This window comes from Leclercia sp. TB492 (genome assembly GCF_049974505.2).
In the GTDB taxonomy this organism is placed as follows: Bacteria; Pseudomonadota; Gammaproteobacteria; order Enterobacterales; family Enterobacteriaceae; genus Enterobacter; species Enterobacter adecarboxylatus_C.
On sequence record NZ_CM127572.1, the window covers coordinates 2,301,751 to 2,323,860 of the forward strand.

General features: G+C 60.4%; 20 protein-coding genes. 17 read left to right on the forward strand and 3 right to left on the reverse strand.

Annotated features, from left to right (window positions below; all coding sequences use genetic code 11):
- Positions 1–15: 15 nt before the first annotated feature.
- The gene (yddG, locus tag ACP4QI_RS10915; RefSeq protein ID WP_426494650.1) at positions 16–903 is read left to right on the forward strand and encodes an aromatic amino acid DMT transporter YddG; all 888 of its coding nucleotides are present in this window, start codon (positions 16–18) and stop codon (positions 901–903) included.
- Between the two features lie 83 nt (positions 904–986).
- On the opposite strand, the gene ACP4QI_RS10920 is transcribed toward yddG, so the two are convergent.
- Complete coding sequence (locus ACP4QI_RS10920; RefSeq protein ID WP_285128751.1) at positions 987–1,949, reverse strand: LysR substrate-binding domain-containing protein; 963 nt, start codon at positions 1,947–1,949, stop codon at positions 987–989.
- A 170-nt stretch (positions 1,950–2,119) separates the two neighbouring features.
- Here ACP4QI_RS10920 and ACP4QI_RS10925 point away from each other — a divergent pair, with 170 nt between their 5' ends.
- The 9 genes from ACP4QI_RS10925 to ACP4QI_RS10965 all read left to right on the forward strand — a co-directional run bounded on the left by ACP4QI_RS10925 (position 2,120) and on the right by ACP4QI_RS10965 (position 9,446).
- Positions 2,120–3,070 carry a branched-chain amino acid ABC transporter permease gene (locus ACP4QI_RS10925; protein WP_285128750.1) on the forward strand — a complete coding sequence of 317 codons (951 nt, stop codon included), beginning with the start codon at positions 2,120–2,122 and terminating at the stop codon, positions 3,068–3,070.
- Positions 3,071–3,079: 9 nt separating this feature from the next.
- Positions 3,080–4,186 carry a branched-chain amino acid ABC transporter permease gene (locus tag ACP4QI_RS10930; protein ID WP_142489493.1) on the forward strand — a complete coding sequence of 369 codons (1,107 nt, stop codon included), beginning with the start codon at positions 3,080–3,082 and terminating at the stop codon, positions 4,184–4,186.
- Entirely contained in the window at positions 4,183–4,950 is a 768-nt protein-coding gene (locus ACP4QI_RS10935) for an ABC transporter ATP-binding protein (RefSeq protein WP_426494649.1), read from the forward strand. Before ACP4QI_RS10930 ends, ACP4QI_RS10935 begins: the two co-directional genes overlap by 4 nt.
- Positions 4,943–5,662 (forward strand): ABC transporter ATP-binding protein, encoded by a 720-nt coding sequence (locus ACP4QI_RS10940; protein WP_285128748.1) that lies wholly within the window; start codon positions 4,943–4,945, stop codon positions 5,660–5,662. The genes ACP4QI_RS10935 and ACP4QI_RS10940 overlap by 8 nt, the downstream gene beginning before the upstream one ends.
- Positions 5,663–5,690: 28 nt before the next feature.
- Complete coding sequence (locus ACP4QI_RS10945; protein ID WP_285128747.1) at positions 5,691–6,848, forward strand: branched-chain amino acid ABC transporter substrate-binding protein; 1,158 nt, start codon at positions 5,691–5,693, stop codon at positions 6,846–6,848.
- Positions 6,849–6,865: 17 nt separating this feature from the next.
- A complete protein-coding gene (locus tag ACP4QI_RS10950) occupies positions 6,866–7,348 on the forward strand; it encodes an L-2-amino-thiazoline-4-carboxylic acid hydrolase (RefSeq protein ID WP_142489497.1) in 483 nt (160 codons plus the stop codon).
- Entirely contained in the window at positions 7,345–8,571 is a 1,227-nt protein-coding gene (locus ACP4QI_RS10955) for a Zn-dependent hydrolase (RefSeq protein WP_285128745.1), read from the forward strand. Before ACP4QI_RS10950 ends, ACP4QI_RS10955 begins: the two co-directional genes overlap by 4 nt.
- 175 nt (positions 8,572–8,746) lie before the next feature.
- Entirely contained in the window at positions 8,747–9,136 is a 390-nt protein-coding gene (locus tag ACP4QI_RS10960) for a type II toxin-antitoxin system RelE/ParE family toxin (RefSeq protein WP_426494648.1), read from the forward strand.
- Positions 9,129–9,446: a helix-turn-helix domain-containing protein gene (locus tag ACP4QI_RS10965; RefSeq protein WP_404528373.1), complete on the forward strand. Its 318-nt coding sequence runs from the start codon at positions 9,129–9,131 to the stop codon at positions 9,444–9,446. The genes ACP4QI_RS10960 and ACP4QI_RS10965 overlap by 8 nt, the downstream gene beginning before the upstream one ends.
- A 91-nt stretch (positions 9,447–9,537) precedes the next feature.
- Here ACP4QI_RS10965 and ACP4QI_RS10970 read toward each other — a convergent pair whose 3' ends face one another.
- Complete coding sequence (locus ACP4QI_RS10970; RefSeq protein WP_426494647.1) at positions 9,538–11,025, reverse strand: MFS transporter; 1,488 nt, start codon at positions 11,023–11,025, stop codon at positions 9,538–9,540.
- 115 nt (positions 11,026–11,140) lie between these two features.
- On the opposite strand from ACP4QI_RS10970, the gene ACP4QI_RS10975 reads away from it, so the two are divergent.
- From ACP4QI_RS10975 to ACP4QI_RS11005, 7 genes are all read left to right on the forward strand, one after another.
- Entirely contained in the window at positions 11,141–11,716 is a 576-nt protein-coding gene (locus ACP4QI_RS10975) for a TetR family transcriptional regulator (protein ID WP_142489506.1), read from the forward strand.
- Between the two features lie 198 nt (positions 11,717–11,914).
- Complete coding sequence (locus ACP4QI_RS10980) at positions 11,915–13,306, forward strand: NarK family nitrate/nitrite MFS transporter (RefSeq protein WP_426494646.1); 1,392 nt, start codon at positions 11,915–11,917, stop codon at positions 13,304–13,306.
- Between the two features lie 68 nt (positions 13,307–13,374).
- Positions 13,375–17,115, forward strand: coding sequence for a nitrate reductase subunit alpha (locus ACP4QI_RS10985; protein WP_426494645.1), 3,741 nt, complete (start codon positions 13,375–13,377; stop codon positions 17,113–17,115).
- Entirely contained in the window at positions 17,112–18,656 is a 1,545-nt protein-coding gene (narH, locus tag ACP4QI_RS10990; RefSeq protein ID WP_426494644.1) for a nitrate reductase subunit beta, read from the forward strand. The genes ACP4QI_RS10985 and narH overlap by 4 nt, the downstream gene beginning before the upstream one ends.
- Entirely contained in the window at positions 18,656–19,351 is a 696-nt protein-coding gene (gene narW, locus ACP4QI_RS10995; RefSeq protein WP_426494643.1) for a nitrate reductase molybdenum cofactor assembly chaperone, read from the forward strand. Before narH ends, narW begins: the two co-directional genes overlap by 1 nt.
- Positions 19,348–20,028, forward strand: coding sequence for a respiratory nitrate reductase subunit gamma (narI, locus tag ACP4QI_RS11000; protein WP_426494642.1), 681 nt, complete (start codon positions 19,348–19,350; stop codon positions 20,026–20,028). The genes narW and narI overlap by 4 nt, the downstream gene beginning before the upstream one ends.
- A 941-nt stretch (positions 20,029–20,969) precedes the next feature.
- Positions 20,970–21,176 carry a hypothetical protein gene (locus tag ACP4QI_RS11005; protein WP_426494641.1) on the forward strand — a complete coding sequence of 69 codons (207 nt, stop codon included), beginning with the start codon at positions 20,970–20,972 and terminating at the stop codon, positions 21,174–21,176.
- Positions 21,177–21,232: 56 nt separating this feature from the next.
- Here ACP4QI_RS11005 and nhoA read toward each other — a convergent pair whose 3' ends face one another.
- Positions 21,233–22,078, reverse strand: a complete 846-nt coding sequence (gene nhoA, locus ACP4QI_RS11010; protein WP_285128738.1) for an N-hydroxyarylamine O-acetyltransferase — start codon at positions 22,076–22,078, stop codon at positions 21,233–21,235.
- Between the last annotated feature and the right edge of the window lie 32 nt (positions 22,079–22,110).

Here is a 22,110-nt window from a genome sequence, read left to right on the forward strand (position 1 = left end):
GACTGTGGAAATAAGATGAACAGAAAAAAAGCCACCCTGATCGGGCTGGCCGCAATTGTGCTCTGGAGCACGATGGTGGGCCTGATCCGGGGCGTCAGCGAGGGGCTCGGCCCGGTAGGGGGAGCGGCGATGATCTACACGCTCAGCGGTTTACTCTGCCTGATCACGGTCGGGTTTCCTGATCTCCGACGTTTCTCGCTCCGTTACCTGATTGCCGGCAGCGTGCTGTTCGTCAGCTATGAAATTTGCCTGGCGTTGTCGTTAGGCTACGCCACTACCCGCCATCAGGCGATTGAGGTGGGGATGGTTAACTATCTCTGGCCGAGCCTGACCATTGTGTTTGCCATTCTGTTTAACCGCCAGCGTTCGACCCTGTGGGTGATCCCGGGGCTGATTATCTCCCTGCTGGGCGTCAGCTGGGTGTTGGGCGGCGAGAACGGGCTCAATCCGGCGGAGATTGCCCGTAACATCGTCTCCAATCCGCTGAGCTACGGTCTCGCCTTTGTCGGAGCCTTTATCTGGGCGGCCTACTGCACCGTGACCAGCAAATATGCCAGGGGGCAGAACGGGATTACGCTGTTTGTGCTGCTGACGGCGCTAACCCTGTGGCTGAAATATGCCTTCAGCGATCAGCCCGAGATGGTGTTCAGCGTGCCGGTGACGATCAAGCTCCTGATGTGCGGCGTGGCGCTGGGGTTTGGCTATGCCTCGTGGAACGTCGGGATTCTGCACGGCAACGTGACGCTGCTGGCGGCGGCCTCCTATTTTACCCCGGTGCTGTCAGCAGCGCTGGCTGCGGTGCTGCTGAGTGCGCCCCTGTCGTTTAGCTTCTGGCAGGGCGCGATGATGGTGTGCGCGGGGTCGCTATTGTGCTGGTACGCCACGCGGGCCCGTAAGGGTTAGGATTCTGCGGCCTGCCACGCCGGGCGGCGCATGCGCTTGCCCGGCCTACGGCGTGGTGCCGTTTGTAGATTTTGTAGGCCGGGTCAGGCGGAGCCGCCACCCGGCATCTCCTCCAGGGTGAGGGAACTGTTCCTGCGCAGCCAGCTTTGCAGCAGCTTCCCGTCCTGGCTCATCTCGCCGTCCTGACGCACGCACAGGTAATAATCCCGGCCATCATCAATGGGCAGATCGAAGATTTTCACCAGCTCTCCACTCTCCAGATAGGGGGCAATCAGCGGCTCGCGCATCAGGGCACAGCCCAGCCCCGCCTGCACTCCCGCCAGGGTTAACAGCCCGTCCTCAAACATCGGTCCGCTGCGCCGCACCGGGCGCTTCACTCCCTGCTGGATAAACCACTGCTGCCAGGTGGTGCGCTCCTCGTCGTGCAGGAGCGGCATTTGCAGCAGCTGCTCGGGGGTGTCGATATGCCCGTGCAGGCGCAAAAACGCCCGGCTACAGACCGGCACCATCTGCCCGGAAATCAGCTTTTCGCTCTGGTAACCCGCCCACTGGCCATTACCAAAGCGAATCGACATATCCGAGGCATCGCTCAGGTAGTTGCGGTGGTTGGCGTAAACCACGTTAATCTCGGTTTGCGGATTGGCGCGCATAAACCCCGGCAGGCGCGGAATAAACCACCCCATGCCAAACAGTGGGATTAGGCTGATGGTCACCTGGCGGGTCTGCACCTGCTCCAGCAAATGCTCCGTGGCCTGGCGCAGCACGTTAAAGGCCGCGCGGATGGAGCGGTAGTAGTCCCGCCCCTGCTGGCTGAGGATCAACCTGCGCCCCTGGCGCTCGGTGAGCGGCATTTGCAGATACCCTTCCAGCACCTTCAGTTGATGGCTGACCGCCGACGGAGAGATGTCCAGCTCCCGGGCTGCCTGCGTCACGCTGCCCAGACGGGCTATCGCTTCGAAGGCCCGAACCGCCCGCAGGGGCGGATCGTTCGCCAGCCGGCTCTCGGCAAAGGCCGCCAACGCCATGGATTGTTCTGTTTTATTCATATATTGATCTGTTATGGATAATCAGGTTAATCAGTTATTTATCATAATCTTTAAAATCAATCAGATAACGCAAGCTCCAAAAATCATAAGAAAGAATATATGCGTATTTCACAATTTAATTCAATTATTAGATGTTACCCGCTGAAAGAGCAATTTGTCGGGTAACAACGTTGGACACACTCATACAACAACTGATCAACGGCGTGATGCTGGGCAGCATCTACGCGCTGATCGCGCTGGGCTATACCATGGTGTATGGCATTTTGCGCATTATTAACTTCGCCCACGGCGATATTCTGATGGTCGGCGCGCTGACCACCCTGTCGGCGCTGAATCTTCTCAGCAACCATTTCCCGGCCATGCCGCAGCTATTGCAGCTCGGCTTTGCGCTGGTAATTGCCATGGCGGTCTGCGCCCTGCTGGCGATGGCGGTGGAGCGCTTTGCCTACCGTCGCCTGCGCAACGCCCCGCGGCTGGCACCGCTGATCTCCGGGATTGGCGTGTCGGTGCTGCTGCAAACCCTGGCGATGGTTATCTGGTCGCGCAACCCGCTGATGTTTCCGCAGATCCTGCCGATGGACCCCATTGCCGTCACCGCAGGCAGCGAGGCACATCCCCCGGCGATTATCACCGTGACCGGCATCGTGACCGTGGCGCTGGCCCTGATCGTGATGACCGGCCTGTGGCTGCTGGTGGAGTACACCCGTCTTGGCCGCGGTATGCGCGCGGTGGCGGAAAATCCGCGCGTCGCCACCCTGATGGGCGTCAATCCAAATGCGATCATCACCCTGACCTTCGCCATTGGCGGCATCTTTGCCGCGCTGGCGGGGGTGATGATGGCCAGCAACTACGGCAACGCCAGCTTCTCAATGGGCTTCCTGCCCGGCATTAAGGCCTTTACCGCGGCGGTGCTCGGCGGCATCGGCAATATTCGCGGGGCGATGATTGGCGGGATCCTGCTCGGCATTATCGAAGCGCTGGGCGCCGGTTATCTGGGCGAGCTGACTCATGGCGTGTTCGGCAGCAACTATCAGGACGTGTTCGCCTTTATCGTGCTGATTCTGGTGCTGGTCTTCCGTCCGGCAGGTCTGCTGGGCGAGCGCGTGGCGCACAGGGCGTAAGGGAAAATCATGACTGCCATTGAACTCAAAACACCGGCGACCAGCGGTAAATTCTGGTCCGGCATGACGCTCTTCGTCCTTGCCCTGCTGCTTGCACCGGTGGTGGCTACCCAGCTGGGCGGCAACTACTGGGTGCGGGTGATCGACTTCGCCCTGCTCTACATCATGCTGGCGCTGGGGCTGAATATCGTGGTCGGCTACACCGGCCTGCTGGATATGGGCTTTATCGCCTTCTACGCCGTCGGTGCCTATCTGGCGGCGCTGCTGGCGTCTCCGCATCTGGCGGAGGTGTTCCCGATCCTCAACGTCTGGTTCCCGGACGGGCTGCACACCTCTTACCTGCTGATTATCCCGCTTGCGGCGCTGGTCGCGGCGGTGTGCGGCATTCTGCTCGGTGCCCCTACGCTAAAGCTGCGCGGGGATTACCTGGCGATCGTGACCCTCGGCTTCGGGGAGATCATCCGCATTCTGATGCGTAACCTCGACCGCCCGGTGAACATCACCAACGGCGCGAAAGGCATTACCGGCGTCGATACCCTCAACCTGTTCGGCCTCAAGTTCAGCGGAGTTTACCACTGGTTTGGCGTCAAAGTGCCCGCCCTGTGGCTGTGGTACTACCTGCTGATGCTGGTGATTGTCGGGATCATTTTTGTCTGCCTGCGCCTGCAACACTCGCGCATTGGCCGGGCGTGGCACGCCATCCGCGAGGATGAAGACGTCGCCCGGGCGATGGGCATCAACGTGCGCAACTTTAAGCTGCTGGCCTTCGCCATGGGCGCCTCCTTCGGCGGCGTGGCCGGGGCGCTGTTCGGTGCCTTCCAGGGCTTTGTCTCCCCGGAATCCTTTACCCTGCAGGAGTCCATTGCCGTGCTGGCGATGGTGGTACTGGGCGGGATGGGCCATATCCCGGGAGTGATCCTCGGGGCGGTGCTGCTTACCGCCCTGCCGGAGCTGCTGCGCAGCCAGGCGGCCCCGGCGCAGCAGGCGCTGTTTGGTTCAGTACTCATTGACCCGGAGATCCTGCGCCAGCTGTTCTACGGCCTGGCCCTGGTCGGCGTGATGCTGGTTCGCCCGTCGGGCATCTGGCCGAAGCGCCACAAGGAGGTGAAAGCATGAGCCTGTTAACCGTGTGCAACATGTCCAAACGCTTTGGCGGCCTGACGGCGGTGGATAACGTCTCGCTGTCGATTAACAAGGGCGAAATCTACGGTCTGATCGGCCCCAACGGCGCGGGCAAAACCACCTGCTTTAACCTGATCACCGGCCTGTATCCGGCCGACAGCGGCGAGTTCGCCATTGCCGATAAACCTTATTTTCCAACCCAGATCGAAAAAGTGACCGCCGCGGGTATTGCCCGCACCTTCCAGAACGTGCGGCTGTTTAACGAAATGTCGGTGCTGGAGAACGTGATGGTCGGTCGCCACGTGCGCACCCGCAACGGGCTGTGGGCGGCGCTGAGCCGTCACAAGCGCGCCCGGGAGGAAGAAGCCCGGACCCTGGAGCAGGCCTGGCACTGGCTGGAGTACACCGGCATCGCGAAGTTCGCCCACTATCGCGCCTGCGACCTGGCCTACGGCCATCAGCGTCGGCTGGAGATTGCCCGTGCGCTGGCCACCGATCCGCTGTTGCTGGCGCTGGATGAACCCGCCGCCGGGATGAACGCGGCGGAGAAAATGGCCCTCGGTGAACTGTTGACCCGCATTCGTGACGACGGAAAAACCCTGCTGATGATTGAACACGACGTGAAGCTGGTGATGGGGATCTGCGATCGCCTCACGGTGCTGGATTACGGCAAAACGTTAGCCAGCGGCACCCCGGACAGCGTGCGCCGCGACCCGGCGGTGATCGCCGCCTGGCTTGGAGGCAATGCCCATGTCTGAATTACTGAAAGTGGAACGTCTGGACGTGCATTACGGCGGGATCCAGGCGGTCCGGGATGTCTCCTTTAGCCTGCGCGAAGGCGAACAGGCCACCCTGATCGGTGCTAACGGCGCGGGCAAAAGCTCTACCGTGCGGGCCATCACCGGGCTGGAGCGTTTTGGCGGCAACATTGAATTTAACGGCAAGCCGGTGCGTAAACAGAAAGCCGAAGGGCTGCTGCGCAACGGGCTGGTGATGGTCCCCGAAGGTCGGGGCATCTTCGCCCGCATGACGGTGCTGGAGAACTTACAGATGGGGGCCTGGCTTAGACGTGACACTGTCACCGTGAAGCAGGAGATGGACGCGATTTTCGAACGTTTCCCGCGCCTCGGTGAACGCCAGAACCAGCTGGCCGGGCTGCTCTCCGGCGGGGAACAGCAGCTTTTAGCGCTGAACCGCGCCCTGCTCAGCCAACCGCGTCTGCTGATCCTCGACGAGCCGTCGATGGGCCTTGCGCCGAAGATGGTGGAGAACATTTTTGCCGTCATCGCCGGGCTGCGCGAGCGCGGCGTCGCCCTGCTGCTGATCGAACAGAACGCCCGCCTGGCGCTGGAAGTCACCGACCAGGCCTGGGTAATGGACAGCGGCAGCATCGTTCATCACGGGGCATCGAAAGCGATGCTCGACGACGACCAGATTGCACAGATTTATTTGGGCGAAATGCCCGTTTAACGACACCAACCAACATCAGGGAAAAATAATGAAAACCATAAAAATCAGCGCCCTCAGCGCCGCTATTCTGCTCAGCGGGTTTGCCTCTACCGGAGCCTGGGCCGCCGACAGCGAAACCGTGGTGATTGGCCTGGCGGGCCCGCTCACCGGCCCGTCTGCCCGTATCGGTAAAGACCTGGAGAACGGCGCCCAACTGGCGATTGACGACATCAACAAGCAGCATCCGACCATCGGCGGCAAAGCGGTGACCTTCAAGCTACAGTCCGAAGATGACCAGTCGGATCCGCGTACCGCTGTGGCCGTGGCCCAGCGTCTGGTAGACAACGGCGTAGCGGGCGTAGTCGGTCACTGGAACACCGGCACCAGCATCCCGGCAGCGCGGGTGTATCACGATGCCGGTATCGCTCAGGTGGCCCCGGTCGCCACCGGTCACGCCTATACCAAACAGGGTTTTGACACCAGCTTCCGCGTGATGGGCCATGACGATGACGGCGGTCAGTTTGCCGGGCAGTACGCCATCGACACCCTGAAAGCCAAACGCATCGCGGTGATCGACGACCGTACCGCCTTTGGTCAGGGGCTGGCGGACGAGTTTATTAAATCCCTCGAAGCTCAGGGCGTGAAGATTGTCGACCGTCAGTACGTTGACGACAAAACCGTCGACTTCAGCGCCGTGTTGACCGCGATCCGCAGCAAAAACGCGGATCTGATCTTCTTCGGCGGCGTGGACAGCCAGGCAGCACCGCTGGCGCGCCGTATCAAACAGCTGGGGATGAACGCCACCCTGATGGGCGCGGGCGGCTTTGTCAGCCAGACCTTCCTGCAGCTGGCGCAGAAAGAGGGGGAAGGCGTGGTGGCGCTGGAACCGGGCCTGCCGGTGGATCAGATGCCGGGCGGCAAGACCTTCGAGCAGGCGTATCAGTCCCGCTACCACACCCATATCGAACTGCACGCCCCGTTCGCCTATGACGCCACCCGCGTGCTGGTAGCGGCGATGGAGAAAGCCGGCTCGGTGGATCCGGCAGAGTACCTGCCTGCCCTGCGCGCCATCAGCTACTCCGGCGTCACCGGGCAGATCGCCTTTGATGACCAGGGCAACCTGAAAGCCCCGTCGTTCACCGTCTATAAAGTGGTCGACGGCAAATGGCAGCCGCAAACCGTACTGGGCGGCGCAAAAGCTAAGTAACGCTGTGAGGCAATGTGATGAGTGATAATAACGAGCTGGGCATTCTCGCCCGCCGCAAAATTGAAGCAGAAATTATTAAGCCCATTTACGAAATTCTGGTGCGCGAGATCGGCAAGACCCGCGCCCAGGCGGTAATTGGCGAGGCCATTGAGCAGGCCGCCATTGACGCGGGCAAAGCGTTTGCCAGCAAGGAGCCGAACGGCGCGGACGTGAAGAGTTTTATCGCCCTGCAGTATCTGTGGGAGAAGGATAACGCCCTGGACGTGAAGGTGATCGACGCCGACGACCAGCAGTACAACTATAACGTCACCCGCTGTCGCTATGCCGAGATGTATCACGAGATGGGGCTGGGTGAGATCGGCCACCTGCTGTCGTGCGCCCGCGATGAGAAATTTATCGTCGGCTATGCGCCAGACGTGGAGCTGACCCGTACCACCACCATCATGCAGGGCGGCAAGTGCTGCGACTTCCGCTATCGCAGCAGCAAGGACAAAGCATGATCCGCGTGAATGCAGACCGGCTATGGTCGACGCTGGAGAGGATGGCGCAGATCGGCGGTACGCCCAGGGGCGGCGTGACCCGCCTGGCGTTAAGCGACGAAGACCGGATTGCCCGCAACCTGCTGCGCGACTGGGCGCTGGAGGCGGGTTTTTCCTGCGATGTTGACAGCATGGGCAATATGTTTATCCGCCGCGCGGGCAGGAACGCTGCCCTCGCCCCGGTGATGACCGGCTCGCACGTGGACTCTCAGCCGCTGGGCGGCAACTACGACGGGATCTACGGCGTGCTAGCCGGGCTGGAGCTGCTGCGCACCCTGAACGACCATCAGATTGAAACCGAGCGCGATATCGTGCTGGTGAACTGGACCAACGAAGAAGGGGCGCGTTTTGCTCCGGCGATGCTCTCTTCCGGCGTCTGGACCGGGCAGTTCAGCGAAGCGTACGCCCACGCCCGGGCCGACCGGGATGGCATTACCGTAAGTGAAGCGCTGGACACCATTGGCTTTCGCGGCGAACGCCCTGCCCGCGCCTTCCCGATCCACGCCTGCTACGAGCTGCATATCGAACAGGGGCCGATTCTGGAAGATGAAGCCGTTGATATCGGACTGGTACGTGCGGCGATGGGCCAGCGCTGGTTTACCCTCACGCTGGACGGTTTCGCCGCCCATGCAGGCACCACGCCGATGCACAGCCGACGCGACGCCTTAACCGCCTTTGCAGAGCTGGCGCTGAAGGTGGAAGCCATTGGCTATCAGCATGCGCCCGACGGCCGCGCGACAATTGGGATGGCGGAAATCACGCCGAACTCGCGCAACGTGGTCCCTTCCCGGGTGGTGTGCAGCGTCGAATTCCGTCACCCGGAAAGCGCGGCGCTGATTGCGATGGAAACCGCCCTGCATCAGGCGGCGGAAAGCCTTACTGCGCGCGGCATCACCGCAGAGATAGAGCGCATTTTCGATTATGCGCCTATCGCCTTTGACGCAGGCTGTCTGGCGCGCAGCGAGAAAGCGGTAGCGGAGCTGGGCTACAGCGCGAAGCCGATGGTGTCCGGTGCCGGGCACGATACCTGCTATATCAGCAAAATCGCGCCGGCCAGCATGATCTTTATTCCTTGCGTAAAAGGCATCAGCCATAACGAAGCGGAAAAGATCCTGCCGGAATGGTCAGAGAAAGGCGCCAATGTGTTGCTGCGTAGCGTGCTGAGTGCGGCGCAGGAGCCGTAATAAAGCGCCGGATGCGCTGCGCTTATCCGGCCTACGGTCCGAGCCGTTTCTGCCTTTGTAGGCCCGGCAAGCGCAGCGCCGCCGGGCAAAAACCGTGTCACTGGATGTGACGATTGAATAAACCCGTAAAGATGACTATAGTAATGATTACGGGTTGCAAGGTTAAGGGATAACCATGGGGATTTATCTTACGCCTGAATTTGAGGCGGAGCGCAAGGATGCACGCATCAGTAAAACCATTTTGTGTAAGGCCGCAAACGCGATCATTTCTGGCCTGCATGGCGATCATTTAGGTAAATACACTTATAAAAAGCGGCTTGCCCTGCCAGCCGTGAGTCCACGAGATGGCGCGAGGGCCATCGTGTTTTTTCATGATGGTGCCAATGTATATTTTTTTGATATGTATCTGAAAAGTCATCTTTCAAAAAAGAAAGGTAAGGAATTTGAAGATGATGAAATTGATGCTTATTGCAGAATCGCAGAAGATTTTATCGCGCTGACCCCAGTCCAGATAAAGCGTCTGGTGGATGACAAAGAACTGATAGAGGTAACTTGTGATGACTGAACGACTGAAACGCATTCAGGGCATGGCTCAGCGTTACAACAAATTAGGTGTTGTGAAAGATGAGACTGTGGCATCCATCGATGCCGCAGTGGCTGCCCGTAACATCCCGGCGGTACGCGAAATGACCGGCGGAGAGATTAAAGAAGTGCGAACGCGCTACAACATGTCTCAGGCGGCCCTGGCAATAACAACCGGTATGTCTGTTGAAAGCGTCTCCAAATGGGAGCGGAATGAAAGTAAGCCCAACAAAGCCGCACTACGCATCATCAATATCATTGATATTAAAGGACCTGAAGTATTTATGGTCTGAAGCACCCCATTAAATAAACGCCGGATGCGCTGCGCTTATCCGGCCTACGTTGCCTTTGTAGGCCCGGCAAGCGAAGCGCCGCCGGGCGTTTTTACTGTTGCGGAGCCTTCGCCAGGCTAAACCAAATCCCTGTTGCCAGCAGCAGCAACATTGCCCCCGCACTGCCCAGCGCTACGCTGTGCGAAGTGATAAACGCGGTTTTCGCCGCCTCAATCACTGATTCGGCAAGCGCTGGCGTCAGATGCTGGGCGATCTTCACCGCCTCACCGATGGACGAGGAGGCATGATCCACAATCGAAGCATCCAGCCCCGGCGGCAGTTCAATCGACGCCGAGAAGCTACGGGTCAGGAGCAGACCAAAGATCGCAATCCCCAGCCCGGCCCCCAGCTCATAGGACATGGTTTCAATCGCTCCGGCCGCAGCGGCCTTCTCTTTTGGCGCGGCGGCCATGATGGCGGAGGTGGAGGCCAGCAGCGCGCTCGCCGCGCTAAAGCCCAGCAGCACCATCAGGCACCAGGCCTGCCACTGCTGAGTGCTGAAATCGAGCATCGACAGACCGATAAAGCTGAGCGCGCTCAGGCCCATGCCGCCGGTCGCCACGATCCGCAGCCCCAGACGCCCCACCAGCACCCCGGCAATCGGGCCGCTAAAGCCGCTGGCGACCATCACCGGCAGCATAAACATCCCCGCCTCCAACGGGGTAAAGCCGTGGACGAACTGTAACTCCTGGGCCATCAGCAGCTCAAAGCCCACCAGGGCAATCATCGCCGTCATCGCCATCACCACGCCGCTGAGAATAATGCGGTGGCCGAACAGGCGAATATCAATCATCGGCGTGCGGGCGCGCAGCTGGATGCGGATAAAGATCCACAGCATTACCGCCCCGGTCAGCAGCGTGCCCGCCACCAGCCACGGAGAAATCCCCCCTTTCAGCGCCGTTTTAGCGCTGTAGACCAGCAGCAAAATCGCCACGATCAGCATCAGGGCATGGGTGATGTTCAGCGGCTGCTCAGGCCGCCCCTCCTGAGCCGGAACATAACGCGCCGCCAGGGAGACCACCAGCAGCACAATCGGGACGTTGATCAAAAATACCGCTCCCCAGTAGAAGTGCGCCAACAGCATCCCGCCCACCAGCGGGCCAAAGGCCGCCCCGCCGGACCCCACCGCTGCCCAGACCCCGAGGGCAATATTACGCCGACGCGCATCCGGGAACAGGGTGCGGATCCCGGCCAGGGTAGCGGGAATGATCATTGCCGCCCCAATTGCCAGCGAGGCCCGCGCCGCAATCAGCCACCCCGCCGAAGGGGCAAACGCCGCCGCCAGCGACGAGAGGCCAAACAGGGTGCTGCCCATCATCAGAAGCCGCTTAAAGCCGATGCGATCCCCTAGCGCCCCCATCGGCAGCACCATCCCGGCCATCACCAGGGAGTAGATATCAATGATCCACAGCAATTCATTGCCGCTGGCGTCCAGGGTCATACTCAGCGTCGGCGCGGCGACATGGAGCACCGTGGCGTCGATCGCCACCGGGATATAGACCAGCACAATAATCACTAACGCTAACCACTGACGAAACATAACTTTCCTTATCTGACTAAACCTGGACACATGTCCAGATTGCGATCCTACGTAAAGTTGAACGCGTGTCCAGCTTTTTGTTACACTCGTTGTCCCCCAGTTGAGAGTGAAAATAATGAGCTATCTGAGCAAGGACGAGCGGCGGGAAGAGATCCTGCAGGCGGCGATGCGCGTGGCGCTGAGCGAAGGCTTTACCGCGATGACCGTAAGACGTATTGCCAGTGAGGCGAAAGTGGCGACCGGTCAGGTGCATCATCATTTTGCCTCCGCAGGCGAGCTCAAATCGCAGGCCTTTATCCGCCTGATCCGCGCCCTGCTGGATGCCGATGTGGTAGCAGAAAACGCCACCTGGCGGGAACGGCTCCACGCCATGCTCGGCAGCGATGACCGCAGTTTTGAACCCTATATTCGCCTGTGGCGGGAAGCCCAGCTGTTAGCCACCCGCGATGACGAAATAAAAGGGGCTTATGTGTTAACCATGGAGATGTGGCATCAGGAGACGGTCGCCATAATACGGGCGGGTGAACAAGAGCAGGCCTTCAGGCTGAAAGACAGGGCTGAAAACGTCGCCTGGCGGCTGATTGGCCTGGTCTGCGGGCTGGACGGGCTGTATGTATTATCCATGCCGCAGATGGACGACGCAGCATTTAATCAACATCTTAATACGTTAATTACCCTCGAGCTGGACTAATCATCAGCCATTCTTAACTGTTACGATTTGTAACACATTAAGCGGGCCCACATCTCCCTTCTAAACTCAGGGGTTCGCTTTTTTATCTATCCTTTCAGAAGACTCCCAAAATACATCTAATAATTTCTCATCAAAAACGCAGGCATCTGCCTGAATGTATTTCTCTTTCTGCCATTTACGGATATGCAAGAGGGTAATATGTCACAACAAGCTGAGAAGAATAATCATTATCTGTTGAGTAACTGGAAACCGGAAAACGCAGCATTTTGGGAAAATAAAGGTAAAAAGATTGCGCGACGAAATTTAGTTATTTCGGTTGCCTGTCTGCTGCTGGCGTTCTGCGTCTGGATGTTATTTAGCGCGGTGGCGGTGAATCTGAATAAGGTGGGTTTTAATTTCACCACCGATCAGCTGTTTATGTTAACCGCCCTGCCTTCGCTCTCCGGGGCGATATTACGCGTTCCCTACTCCTTTATGGTGCCCATATTTGGCGGCCGCTACTGGACGGTATTAAGCACCGTTATTCTTATTATTCCCTGCGTATGGCTCGGTATTGCGGTGCAAAACCCGGCTACCCCCTATGCGGTATTTATCACTATTGCCCTGCTGTGCGGTTTTGCCGGCGCCAACTTCGCCTCCAGCATGGGCAACATCAGCTTTTTCTTTCCCAAAGCCAAACAGGGCAGCGCGCTGGGGATTAACGGCGGGCTGGGCAATCTCGGCGTCAGCGTGATGCAGATGCTGGCTCCGGTGGTGATCTTCCTGCCGATGTTTACTTTCCTTGGGGTGCACGGCGTGCCGCAGGAGGATGGCTCGACGCTGTTCCTCGCCAACGCCGCCTGGATTTGGGCCCCGTTGCTGCTGCTTGCCACCATCGCCGCCTTCTTCGGCATGAACGATATCGCCAGCTCGAAGGCGACCATCGCCAGCCAGCTGCCGGTGCTGAAGCGCCTGCACTTGTGGCTCCTGAGCCTGCTCTATTTGGCCACCTTCGGGTCGTTTATCGGCTTTTCCGCCGGGTTCGCGATGCTGTCGAAAACCCAGTTTCCGGACGTCAATATCCTGCATCTGGCCTTCTTTGGCCCGCTGATTGGGGCCCTGGCGCGTTCTGCCGGTGGGGTGATCTCCGATAAGCTTGGCGGGGTGCGCGTCACGCTGGTGAACTTCATCTTTATGGCCCTGTTCAGCGCCCTGCTGTTCCTCACCCTGCCGGGCTCCGGCTCCGGCAACTTTACCGCCTTCTATCTGGTGTTTATGGGGCTGTTTCTCACCGCCGGGCTCGGCAGCGGCTCCACCTTCCAGATGATCGCTGTCATCTTCCGGCAAATCACCGTCTATAGAGTCAAACTGCACGGCGGTACGGACGAACAGGCCCAGAAAGAGGCTGTTACCGACACCGCGGCCGCGCTGGGCTTTATCTCGGCCATCGGCGCCGTCGGCGGGTTCTTCATTCCCAAAGCCTTCGGCACCTCCCTGGCGATGACCGGCTCGCCGGTAGGGGCGATGAAGGTCTTCCTGGTGTTCTACATCGTCTGCGTGTTCGTCACCTGGCTGGTGTATGGCCGTCGACAGAAGCACGTCAAATCATAACGAGTCAGTTCAATTTTTTGTGAGCAGTGTAACCACGGGGCGGGAGTCGCCCCGTCAGGAGAAACGTCATGAGTAAATTGTTGGATCGCTTCCGTTATTTCAAACTAAAAGGCGAGACCTTCGCTGATGGACACGGTCAGGTGATGCACACCAACCGCGACTGGGAGGACAGCTATCGCCAGCGATGGCAGTTCGACAAAATTGTGCGATCCACCCACGGCGTGAACTGTACCGGCTCCTGTAGCTGGAAAATCTACGTCAAGAATGGCCTGGTCACCTGGGAAACCCAGCAGACCGACTACCCCCGCACCCGCCCCGACCTGCCGAATCACGAGCCGCGCGGCTGCCCGCGCGGGGCCAGCTACTCCTGGTATCTCTACAGCGCCAACCGCCTGAAGTACCCGCTGGTGCGCCGCAAGCTGATCGAGCTATGGCGCGAGGCGCTGGCACAGCACAGCGATCCGGTGCTGGCCTGGAACGCCATCCAGAATGATCCGCAGAAGAGCCAGAGCTACAAGCAGGCGCGCGGTCACGGCGGGTTTATCCGCTCCAACTGGAAAGAATTAAACCAGCTTATCGCCGCCGCCAACGTCTGGACCATCAAACACTACGGCCCGGACCGGGTGGCAGGCTTCTCGCCGATCCCGGCGATGTCGATGGTCTCCTACGCCGCGGGCACCCGCTATCTCTCCCTGCTGGGCGGCACCTGTCTGAGCTTCTACGACTGGTATTGCGATCTACCGCCCGCCTCGCCGATGACCTGGGGCGAGCAGACCGACGTGCCGGAGTCCGCCGACTGGTACAACTCCAGCTATATCATCGCCTGGGGCTCCAACGTGCCGCAGACCCGTACCCCGGACGCCCACTTCTTTACCGAAGTCCGCTACAAAGGCACCAAAACCATCGCCATCACCCCCGATTTTTCGGAAGTGGCGAAACTCAGCGACCAGTGGCTGGCGCCGAAACAGGGTACCGACAGCGCCCTGGCGATGGCGATGGGCCACGTGATCCTGAAAGAGTTCCATCTCGATAACCCGAGCGACTACTTCCTCAACTACTGCCGTCGCTATACCGACATGCCGATGCTGGTGATGCTCGACCCGCGCGAGGACGGCAGCTACGTGCCGGGCCGGATGCTGCGGGCCTCCGACCTCGCCGACGGGCTGGGCGAAGCCAATAATCCGGAGTGGAAAACCGTCGCCTTTACCGCCACCGGCGATCTGGTGGTGCCCAACGGCTCTATCGGCTTCCGCTGGGGCGAAAAAGGCAAATGGAATCTCGAGCCTTTGGCGGCCGGTCAGGAAACGGAGCTGGCGCTCTCCCTGCTGGGCACCCGCGACACCGTCGCCGGGGTGGCCTTCCCCTACTTTGGCGGCAATGAAAACCCGCATTTTCGCAGCGTGAAGCAGAAGCCGGTGCTGGTGCGCCAGCTGCCGGTAAAAACCCTGACCCTCGCCGATGGCCGCCAGCTGCACGTCGCCAGCGTCTACGATCTGGTGCTGGCTAATTACGGTCTCGATCGCGGGCTGGAAGATGTTCACGCCGCAAAAGATTACGCCGAAATCAAAGCCTACACTCCGGCCTGGGGGGAGCAGATCACCGGCGTGCCGCGTCGCCATATTGAGCAGATCGCCCGGGAGTTCGCCGACACGGCGCATAAAACCCATGGACGCTCGATGATTATCCTCGGTGCCGGGGTGAACCACTGGTACCACATGGACATGAACTACCGCGGGATGATCAACATGCTGGTGTTCTGCGGCTGCGTGGGCAAAAGCGGCGGGGGCTGGTCGCACTATGTCGGCCAGGAGAAGCTGCGCCCGCAAACCGGCTGGCTGCCGCTGGCCTTCGCCCTCGACTGGAACCGCCCGCCGCGCCAGATGAACAGCACTTCGTTCTTCTACAATCACGCCAGCCAGTGGCGCTATGAAAAACTCACCGCCCAGGAGCTGCTCTCCCCCCTGGCGGACGCTTCGAAGTTCACCGGGCATCTGATCGACTTTAACGTGCGCGCCGAGCGCATGGGCTGGCTGCCGTCTTCGCCGCAGCTGAACCTTAATCCGCTTCACATTAAGGCTCAGGCCGAGGCGGTCGGCATGTCGCCCCAGGAGTACACCGCCCAGGCGCTGAGATCGGGCGATATCCGTATGGCCTGCGAGCAGCCGGACAGCGGCAGTAACCATCCACGCAACCTGTTCGTCTGGCGCTCGAACCTGCTGGGCTCGTCCGGGAAAGGCCACGAGTACATGCTCAAGTACCTGCTGGGTACTGAAAACGGTATTCAGGGCGACGATCTCGGCAATACCGACGACGTGAAACCCGAAGAGGTGGAGTGGCAGACCGCCGCCATCGAGGGCAAGCTGGATCTGCTGGTGACCCTCGATTTTCGCATGTCCAGCACCTGCCTGTTCTCGGATATCGTCCTGCCGACCGCCACCTGGTATGAGAAAGACGATATGAATACCTCGGATATGCATCCGTTTATTCATCCCCTTTCCGCCGCGGTGGACCCCGCCTGGGAGTCGCGCAGCGACTGGGAGATCTACAAGGGCATCGCCAAAGTTTTCTCTGAGGTCTGCGTCGGCCATCTGGGTACCGAAACCGACGTGGTGCTGCAACCGTTGCAGCACGACTCCCCGGCGGAGCTGTCCCAGCCGTTCGACATCGCCGACTGGCGCAAAGGCGAATGTGAGCTGATCCCCGGCAAAACCGCGCCAAACATCGCCGTGGTGGAGCGTAACTACCCGGACACCTACGAGCGCTTTACCGCCCTCGGGCCGCTGCTGGACAAGCTCGGCAACGGCGGGAAAGGCATCTCGTGGAACACCCAGGACGAGGTCGATTTCCTTGGCAAGCTCAACTACGTCAAGCTCGACGGCCCGGCGAAAGGCCGCCCGCGCATCGAGACGGCCATTGACGCCTCTGAGGTGATCCTCGCCCTGGCCCCGGAAACCAACGGACAGGTAGCGGTCAAGGCCTGGGAGGCGCTGGCCGAGTTCACCGGCCGCGAACACAGCCACCTGGCCCTGAACAAAGAAGACGAGAAGATCCGCTTCCGCGATATTCAGGCCCAGCCGCGTAAAATCATCTCCAGCCCGACCTGGTCCGGCATCGAGAGCGAACATGTCTCTTATAACGCCGGCTACACCAACGTCCACGAGCTGATCCCCTGGCGCACCCTCTCCGGGCGTCAACAGCTGTATCAGGATCACCAGTGGATGCGCGCCTTCGGCGAGAGCCTGGTAGCCTATCGTCCGCCGATTGATACCCGCAGCGTGACCCATATGCGCGAGATCCCACCCAACGGCTTCCCGGAGAAGGCGCTGAACTTCCTGACGCCGCACCAGAAATGGGGTATTCACTCCACCTACAGCGAGAACCTGCTGATGCAGACCCTGTCGCGCGGCGGGCCGATTGTATGGATCAGCGAAACCGACGCCCGCGAGCTGGGCATTGAGGATAACAACTGGATCGAGTGCTTCAACGCTAACGGCGCCCTCACCGCCCGCGCGGTGGTCAGCCAGCGCGTGCCGCCGGGAATGACCATGATGTACCACGCCCAGGAGCGCATTTTGAACATTCCAGGCTCTGAAGTGACCGGACGACGCGGGGGGATCCACAACTCGGTCACCCGCATCTGCCCGAAACCGACCCACATGATTGGCGGCTACGCCCAGCTGGCGTACGGCTTCAACTACTACGGTACCGTCGGATCGAACCGCGACGAGTTCATCATGATCCGCAAAATGAAAAACATTAACTGGCTGGATGGCGAAGGTCGGGATCAGGTACAGGAGGCGAAAAAATGAAAATACGCTCACAGGTTGGCATGGTACTTAATCTCGACAAATGCATTGGCTGTCACACCTGCTCGGTGACCTGCAAAAACGTCTGGACCGGGCGCGAAGGCATGGAGTACGCCTGGTTTAACAACGTCGAAACCAAACCGGGCATCGGCTACCCGAAAAACTGGGAGGACCAGGAGGTGTGGCAAGGCGGCTGGATCCGCGGCATCTCCGGCAAGCTGACCCCGCGTCTGGGCGGCAAGCTGGGGGTACTGTCGAAAATCTTCGCTAACCCGCAGATGCCGCAGATCGACGACTATTACGAACCCTTCACCTTCGACTATCAGGATCTGCACCGCGCCCCGGAGGGCAACCACCTGCCCACCGCCCGCCCGCGCTCGCTGATTGACGGCAAGCGCATGGACAAAATCAAATGGGGGCCAAACTGGGAGGAGCTGCTCGGCGGCGAGTTCGAGAAACGCGCCCGCGACCGCAACTTCGACAGGATGCAGAAGGAGATGTACGGCCAGTTCGAAAACACCTTCATGATGTATCTCCCGCGCCTGTGCGAGCACTGCCTGAACCCGAGCTGCGCGGCCACCTGCCCGAGCGGGGCGATCTACAAGCGCGAAGAGGACGGCATCGTGCTGATCGATCAGGACAAATGCCGCGGCTGGCGTCTGTGCATCAGCGGTTGCCCGTACAAAAAAATCTACTTCAACTGGAAGAGCGGCAAGTCGGAAAAATGCATCTTCTGCTATCCACGCATCGAATCCGGCCAGCCGACGGTCTGCTCGGAAACCTGCGTCGGGCGCATCCGCTACCTCGGGGTTCTGCTGTATGACGCAGACCGTATTGAAGAGGCAGCCAGCACCGAGCACGAAACCGATCTTTATGAGCGTCAGTGCGACGTGTTCCTGGACCCGCACGACCCGGCCATCATTGAAGAGGCCGTTAAGCAAGGCATTCCGCAGAACGTCATTGACGCGGCACAGCGTTCCCCGGTCTACAAAATGGCGATGGACTGGAAGCTGGCCCTGCCGCTGCACCCGGAGTACCGGACCCTGCCGATGGTCTGGTATGTACCGCCGCTGTCGCCGATCCAGTCCTATGCCGATGCCGGTGGTCTGCCGCAGACCGACAGCATCCTCCCGGCCGTCGAAAGCCTGCGCATTCCGGTGCAGTACCTGGCGAACATGCTCAGCGCGGGCGACACCGGCCCGGTGCTGCGCGCCCTGAAACGGATGATGGCGATGCGCCACTACAAACGCTCCCAGACCGTGGAAGGCGTGACCGATACCCGCGCCATTGAGGAAGTGGGCCTCAGCGTCGAGCAGGTGGAAGAGATGTACCGCTATCTCGCCATCGCCAACTACGAAGACCGCTTCGTGATCCCGACCAGCCACCGGGAGATGGCCCGTGACGCCTTCCCGGAGAAAAACGGCTGCGGCTTTACCTTCGGCGACGGCTGCCACGGTTCCGACACCAAATTTAACCTGTTCAACAGTAGCCGCATCGATGCCATCAACATCACCGAGGTGCGCGAACATGGGGAGGGAGAGTAATGCAGATCCTCAAAATTATCGCCCTGCTGATTGAGTATCCGGACGAGGCGCTGTGGGAGAGCCGCGACGAGGCGATCTCACTGGTGGCGCAGGACGCGCCGGGGCTGCTGCCGTTTGCGCAGCAGTACCTTAACGCCCCGCTGCTCGACCGCCAGGCGGAGTGGTGCGAGGTGTTCGAACGTGGGCGCGCCACCTCGCTGCTGCTGTTTGAACATGTGCATGCCGAATCCCGGGATCGCGGTCAGGCGATGGTCGACCTGATGAGTCAGTACGAGCAGGCCGGGCTTCAACTCGACTGCCGCGAGCTGCCGGACTATCTGCCGCTCTATCTGGAGTATTTAAGCATTCTGCCCGAGGCGCAGGCCCGGGAGGGGTTGCAGAACGTGGCGCCAATCCTGGCGCTGATTGGCGGACGGCTGAAACAGCGCGAGGTGGCGCACTATCAGCTGTTTGATGCCCTGCTGAGGTTCGCGGGCAGCAAGCTTTCCAGTGACAGTGTCACGCAGCAGGTGGCGGGTGAAAAACGGGACGACACTCGCCAGGCGCTGGATGCGGTCTGGGAAGAGGAGCAGGTGAAGTTTATTGAGGATAACGCCACGGCGTGCGACAGCTCGCCCATGCAGCAATATCAACGACGCTTTAGCCAGGACGTCGCGCCGCAGTACGTGGACGTCAGCGCCGGAGGCCCAAAATGACACACCATCTGAACGTCTTTTTCTTTGATATTTATCCGTACATTTGCGCCGCGGTCTTCTTCCTCGGCAGCTGGCTGCGGTATGACTACGGCCAGTACACCTGGCGCGCCTCCTCCAGCCAGCTGCTGAGCAAGCGCGGCATGAACTGGGGCTCTAACCTGTTCCACATCGGCATTATTGGGATTTTCTTCGGCCATCTGTTCGGGATGTTAACCCCGCACTGGATGTACGCCTGGTTCCTGCCGATGGCGGTCAAGCAGCAGCTGGCGATGATTGCCGGGGGGATCTGCGGCGTGTTGACCCTGATTGGCGGCTCGATGCTGTTGTATCGTCGTCTGTTTAATCAGCGGGTGCGCGCCACCTCCACCACCCCGGATATCATCATCATGAGCATTCTGCTGACCCAGTGCGTGCTCGGCCTGACGACGATTCCGTTCTCGGCCCAGTACCCGGACGGCAGCGAGATGCTGAAACTGGTCGGCTGGGCGCAGGGGATCTTCACTTTCCGCGGCGGATCGTCTGAGATGCTGACCGGCGTGGCGTTCATATTCCGCGTCCACCTGGTGCTGGGGATGACCATCTTCCTGATCTTCCCGTTCACCCGTCTGGTTCACGTCTGGAGTGCTCCGTTCGAGTACATCACCCGACGCTATCAGCTGGTGCGCTCCCGGAGGTAAGCCCGAGCCACGCCGGGCGGCGGCTCCGCCTTACCCGGCCTACGAAAGCCGCACCATACCGTAGGCCGGGCAAGTGCATGCGCCGCCCGGCGTTGCAGACCGCAGGGTGCCAAACCATGTCGGGGAGCGGCTGTGCCTTACCCGACCTACGAAAACCGCACCATACCGTAGGCCGGGCAAGTGCATGCGCCGCCCGGCGTTGCAGACCGCAGGGTGTCAAACCATGCCGGGTAGCTGCTCCGCCTTACCCGGCCTACGAAAACCGCACCATACCGTAGGCCGGGCAAGCGCATGCGCCGCCCGGCGTTGCAGACCGCAGGGTGCCAAACCATGCCGGGTGGCGGCTCCGCCTTACCCGGCCGACGAAAACTGCACCATACCGTAGGCCGGGCAAGCGACAGCGCCGCCCGGCGTTGCAGACCGCAGGGTACCAAATCATGCCGGGTGGCGGCTTCGCCTTATCCGGCCGACGAAAACCGCACCATACCGTAGGCCGGGCAAGCGTATGCGCCACCCGGCGTTGCAGACCGCAGGGTGCCAAACCATGTCGGGGAGCGGCTGTGCCTTACCCGACCTACGAAAACCGCACCATACCGTAGGCCGGGCAAGTGCATGCGCCGCCCGGCGTTGCAGACCGCAGGGTGCCAAACCATGCCGGGTGGCGGCTCCGCCTTACCCGGCCTACGAAAACCGCACCACACCGTAGGCCGGGCAAGCGCATGCGCCGCCCGGCGTTGCAGACCGCAGGGTGCCAAACCATGCCGGGTGGCGGCTCCGCCTTACCCGGCCTACGAAAACCGCATCATACCGTAGGCCGGGCAAGCGCATGCGCCGCCCGGCGTTGCAGACCGCAGGGTGCCAAACCATGCCGGGTGGCGGCTCCGCCTTACCCGGCCTACGAAAACCGCACCATACCGTAGGCCGGGCATCGCCCCGCGCTGGTGATTTCACCCGCCACTTACAATGGACGTACCGGCTTAATGCTCTGTTGTCCGCTCACGTCGCAAATCAAAACTATCCCTTCGAAGTGGTTATTAGCGGTTCACGCCGCAACGTCGCCCTCGCCGACCAGATCAAAAATTTGGACTGGCGGGCGCTTAACGCGGCGAAAAAGGGAACGGCAACCGCCGAAGAACTGGATGCCGTGAGAATACGCGCTAAAGTTTTAATCAGGTAAAAGAAAGGGGCTGTCGCCCCTTCCCGCCTATTTCCCCGCCTGCGGATGGGTTTCAAACCCGGCCATCACCGCCGTCAGTTCTGCCAGCGAAAAACCGTACTTCGGATCGTCCACGCCCAGCCCGAACCGCTCCTGCATCAGCTGATATAGCGCCGCTGCGTCCGGCAGGTTGATCTGCTCCACCACATGCCCCTCCTGCCAATGGGTAAAGTGCAGATTGGTGAGCGTCAATTTGCCGCCGTCCGGCAGATGCCGACACATCAGCAGATGATGACGAAAATGGGACTGCGGCCAGTGTGCGGACCAGAAGTTGCCCATCACGTAATCGGTCTGATACTGGGCGGCGAGATCGAAGTGATACATCGACTGCCAGTGATCGTGATGACGGAACTGGAGCACCCAGTCCTGGCCGTCGTTGATCAGGCGGTAGACCCCGTGCGGGGTCGCCTGCTCCTCCTCGGCGATCAGCCGAATCGGCGCGGTCAGCGTCTGCCCACCAAAGCCCACATCGGCTATCCAGCGCTCGCCATTCAGCTTGACCAGCAGCAGACGATGGGTGCGCGGCGGCATCTGTGCCGGGTTTGCCAGTACCACCCGACCCAGCAGGCTGCGGACGTTAAACCCTACTTCACGCAGCGCCCGCTCAAACAGGCCGTTTTGCTCAAAGCAGTAACCGCCGCGTCGGGCGGTGACCAGCTTATCGGCCAGGGAACGATCGTCGAGCTGGATCTCCCGCGGCAGCACTACATCGATATTTTCAAACGGGATGGCGCTGTTGTGCTGCAGGTGCAACGCCCGCAGGGTGTCGATATCCACAGAAACCGGCTGCTGCCAGCCGGTACGGGCGAAATACTCGGTCAAAAACGGGGTCATGGTGGGCTCCTTTAACAATGCTTCCTTGTTTA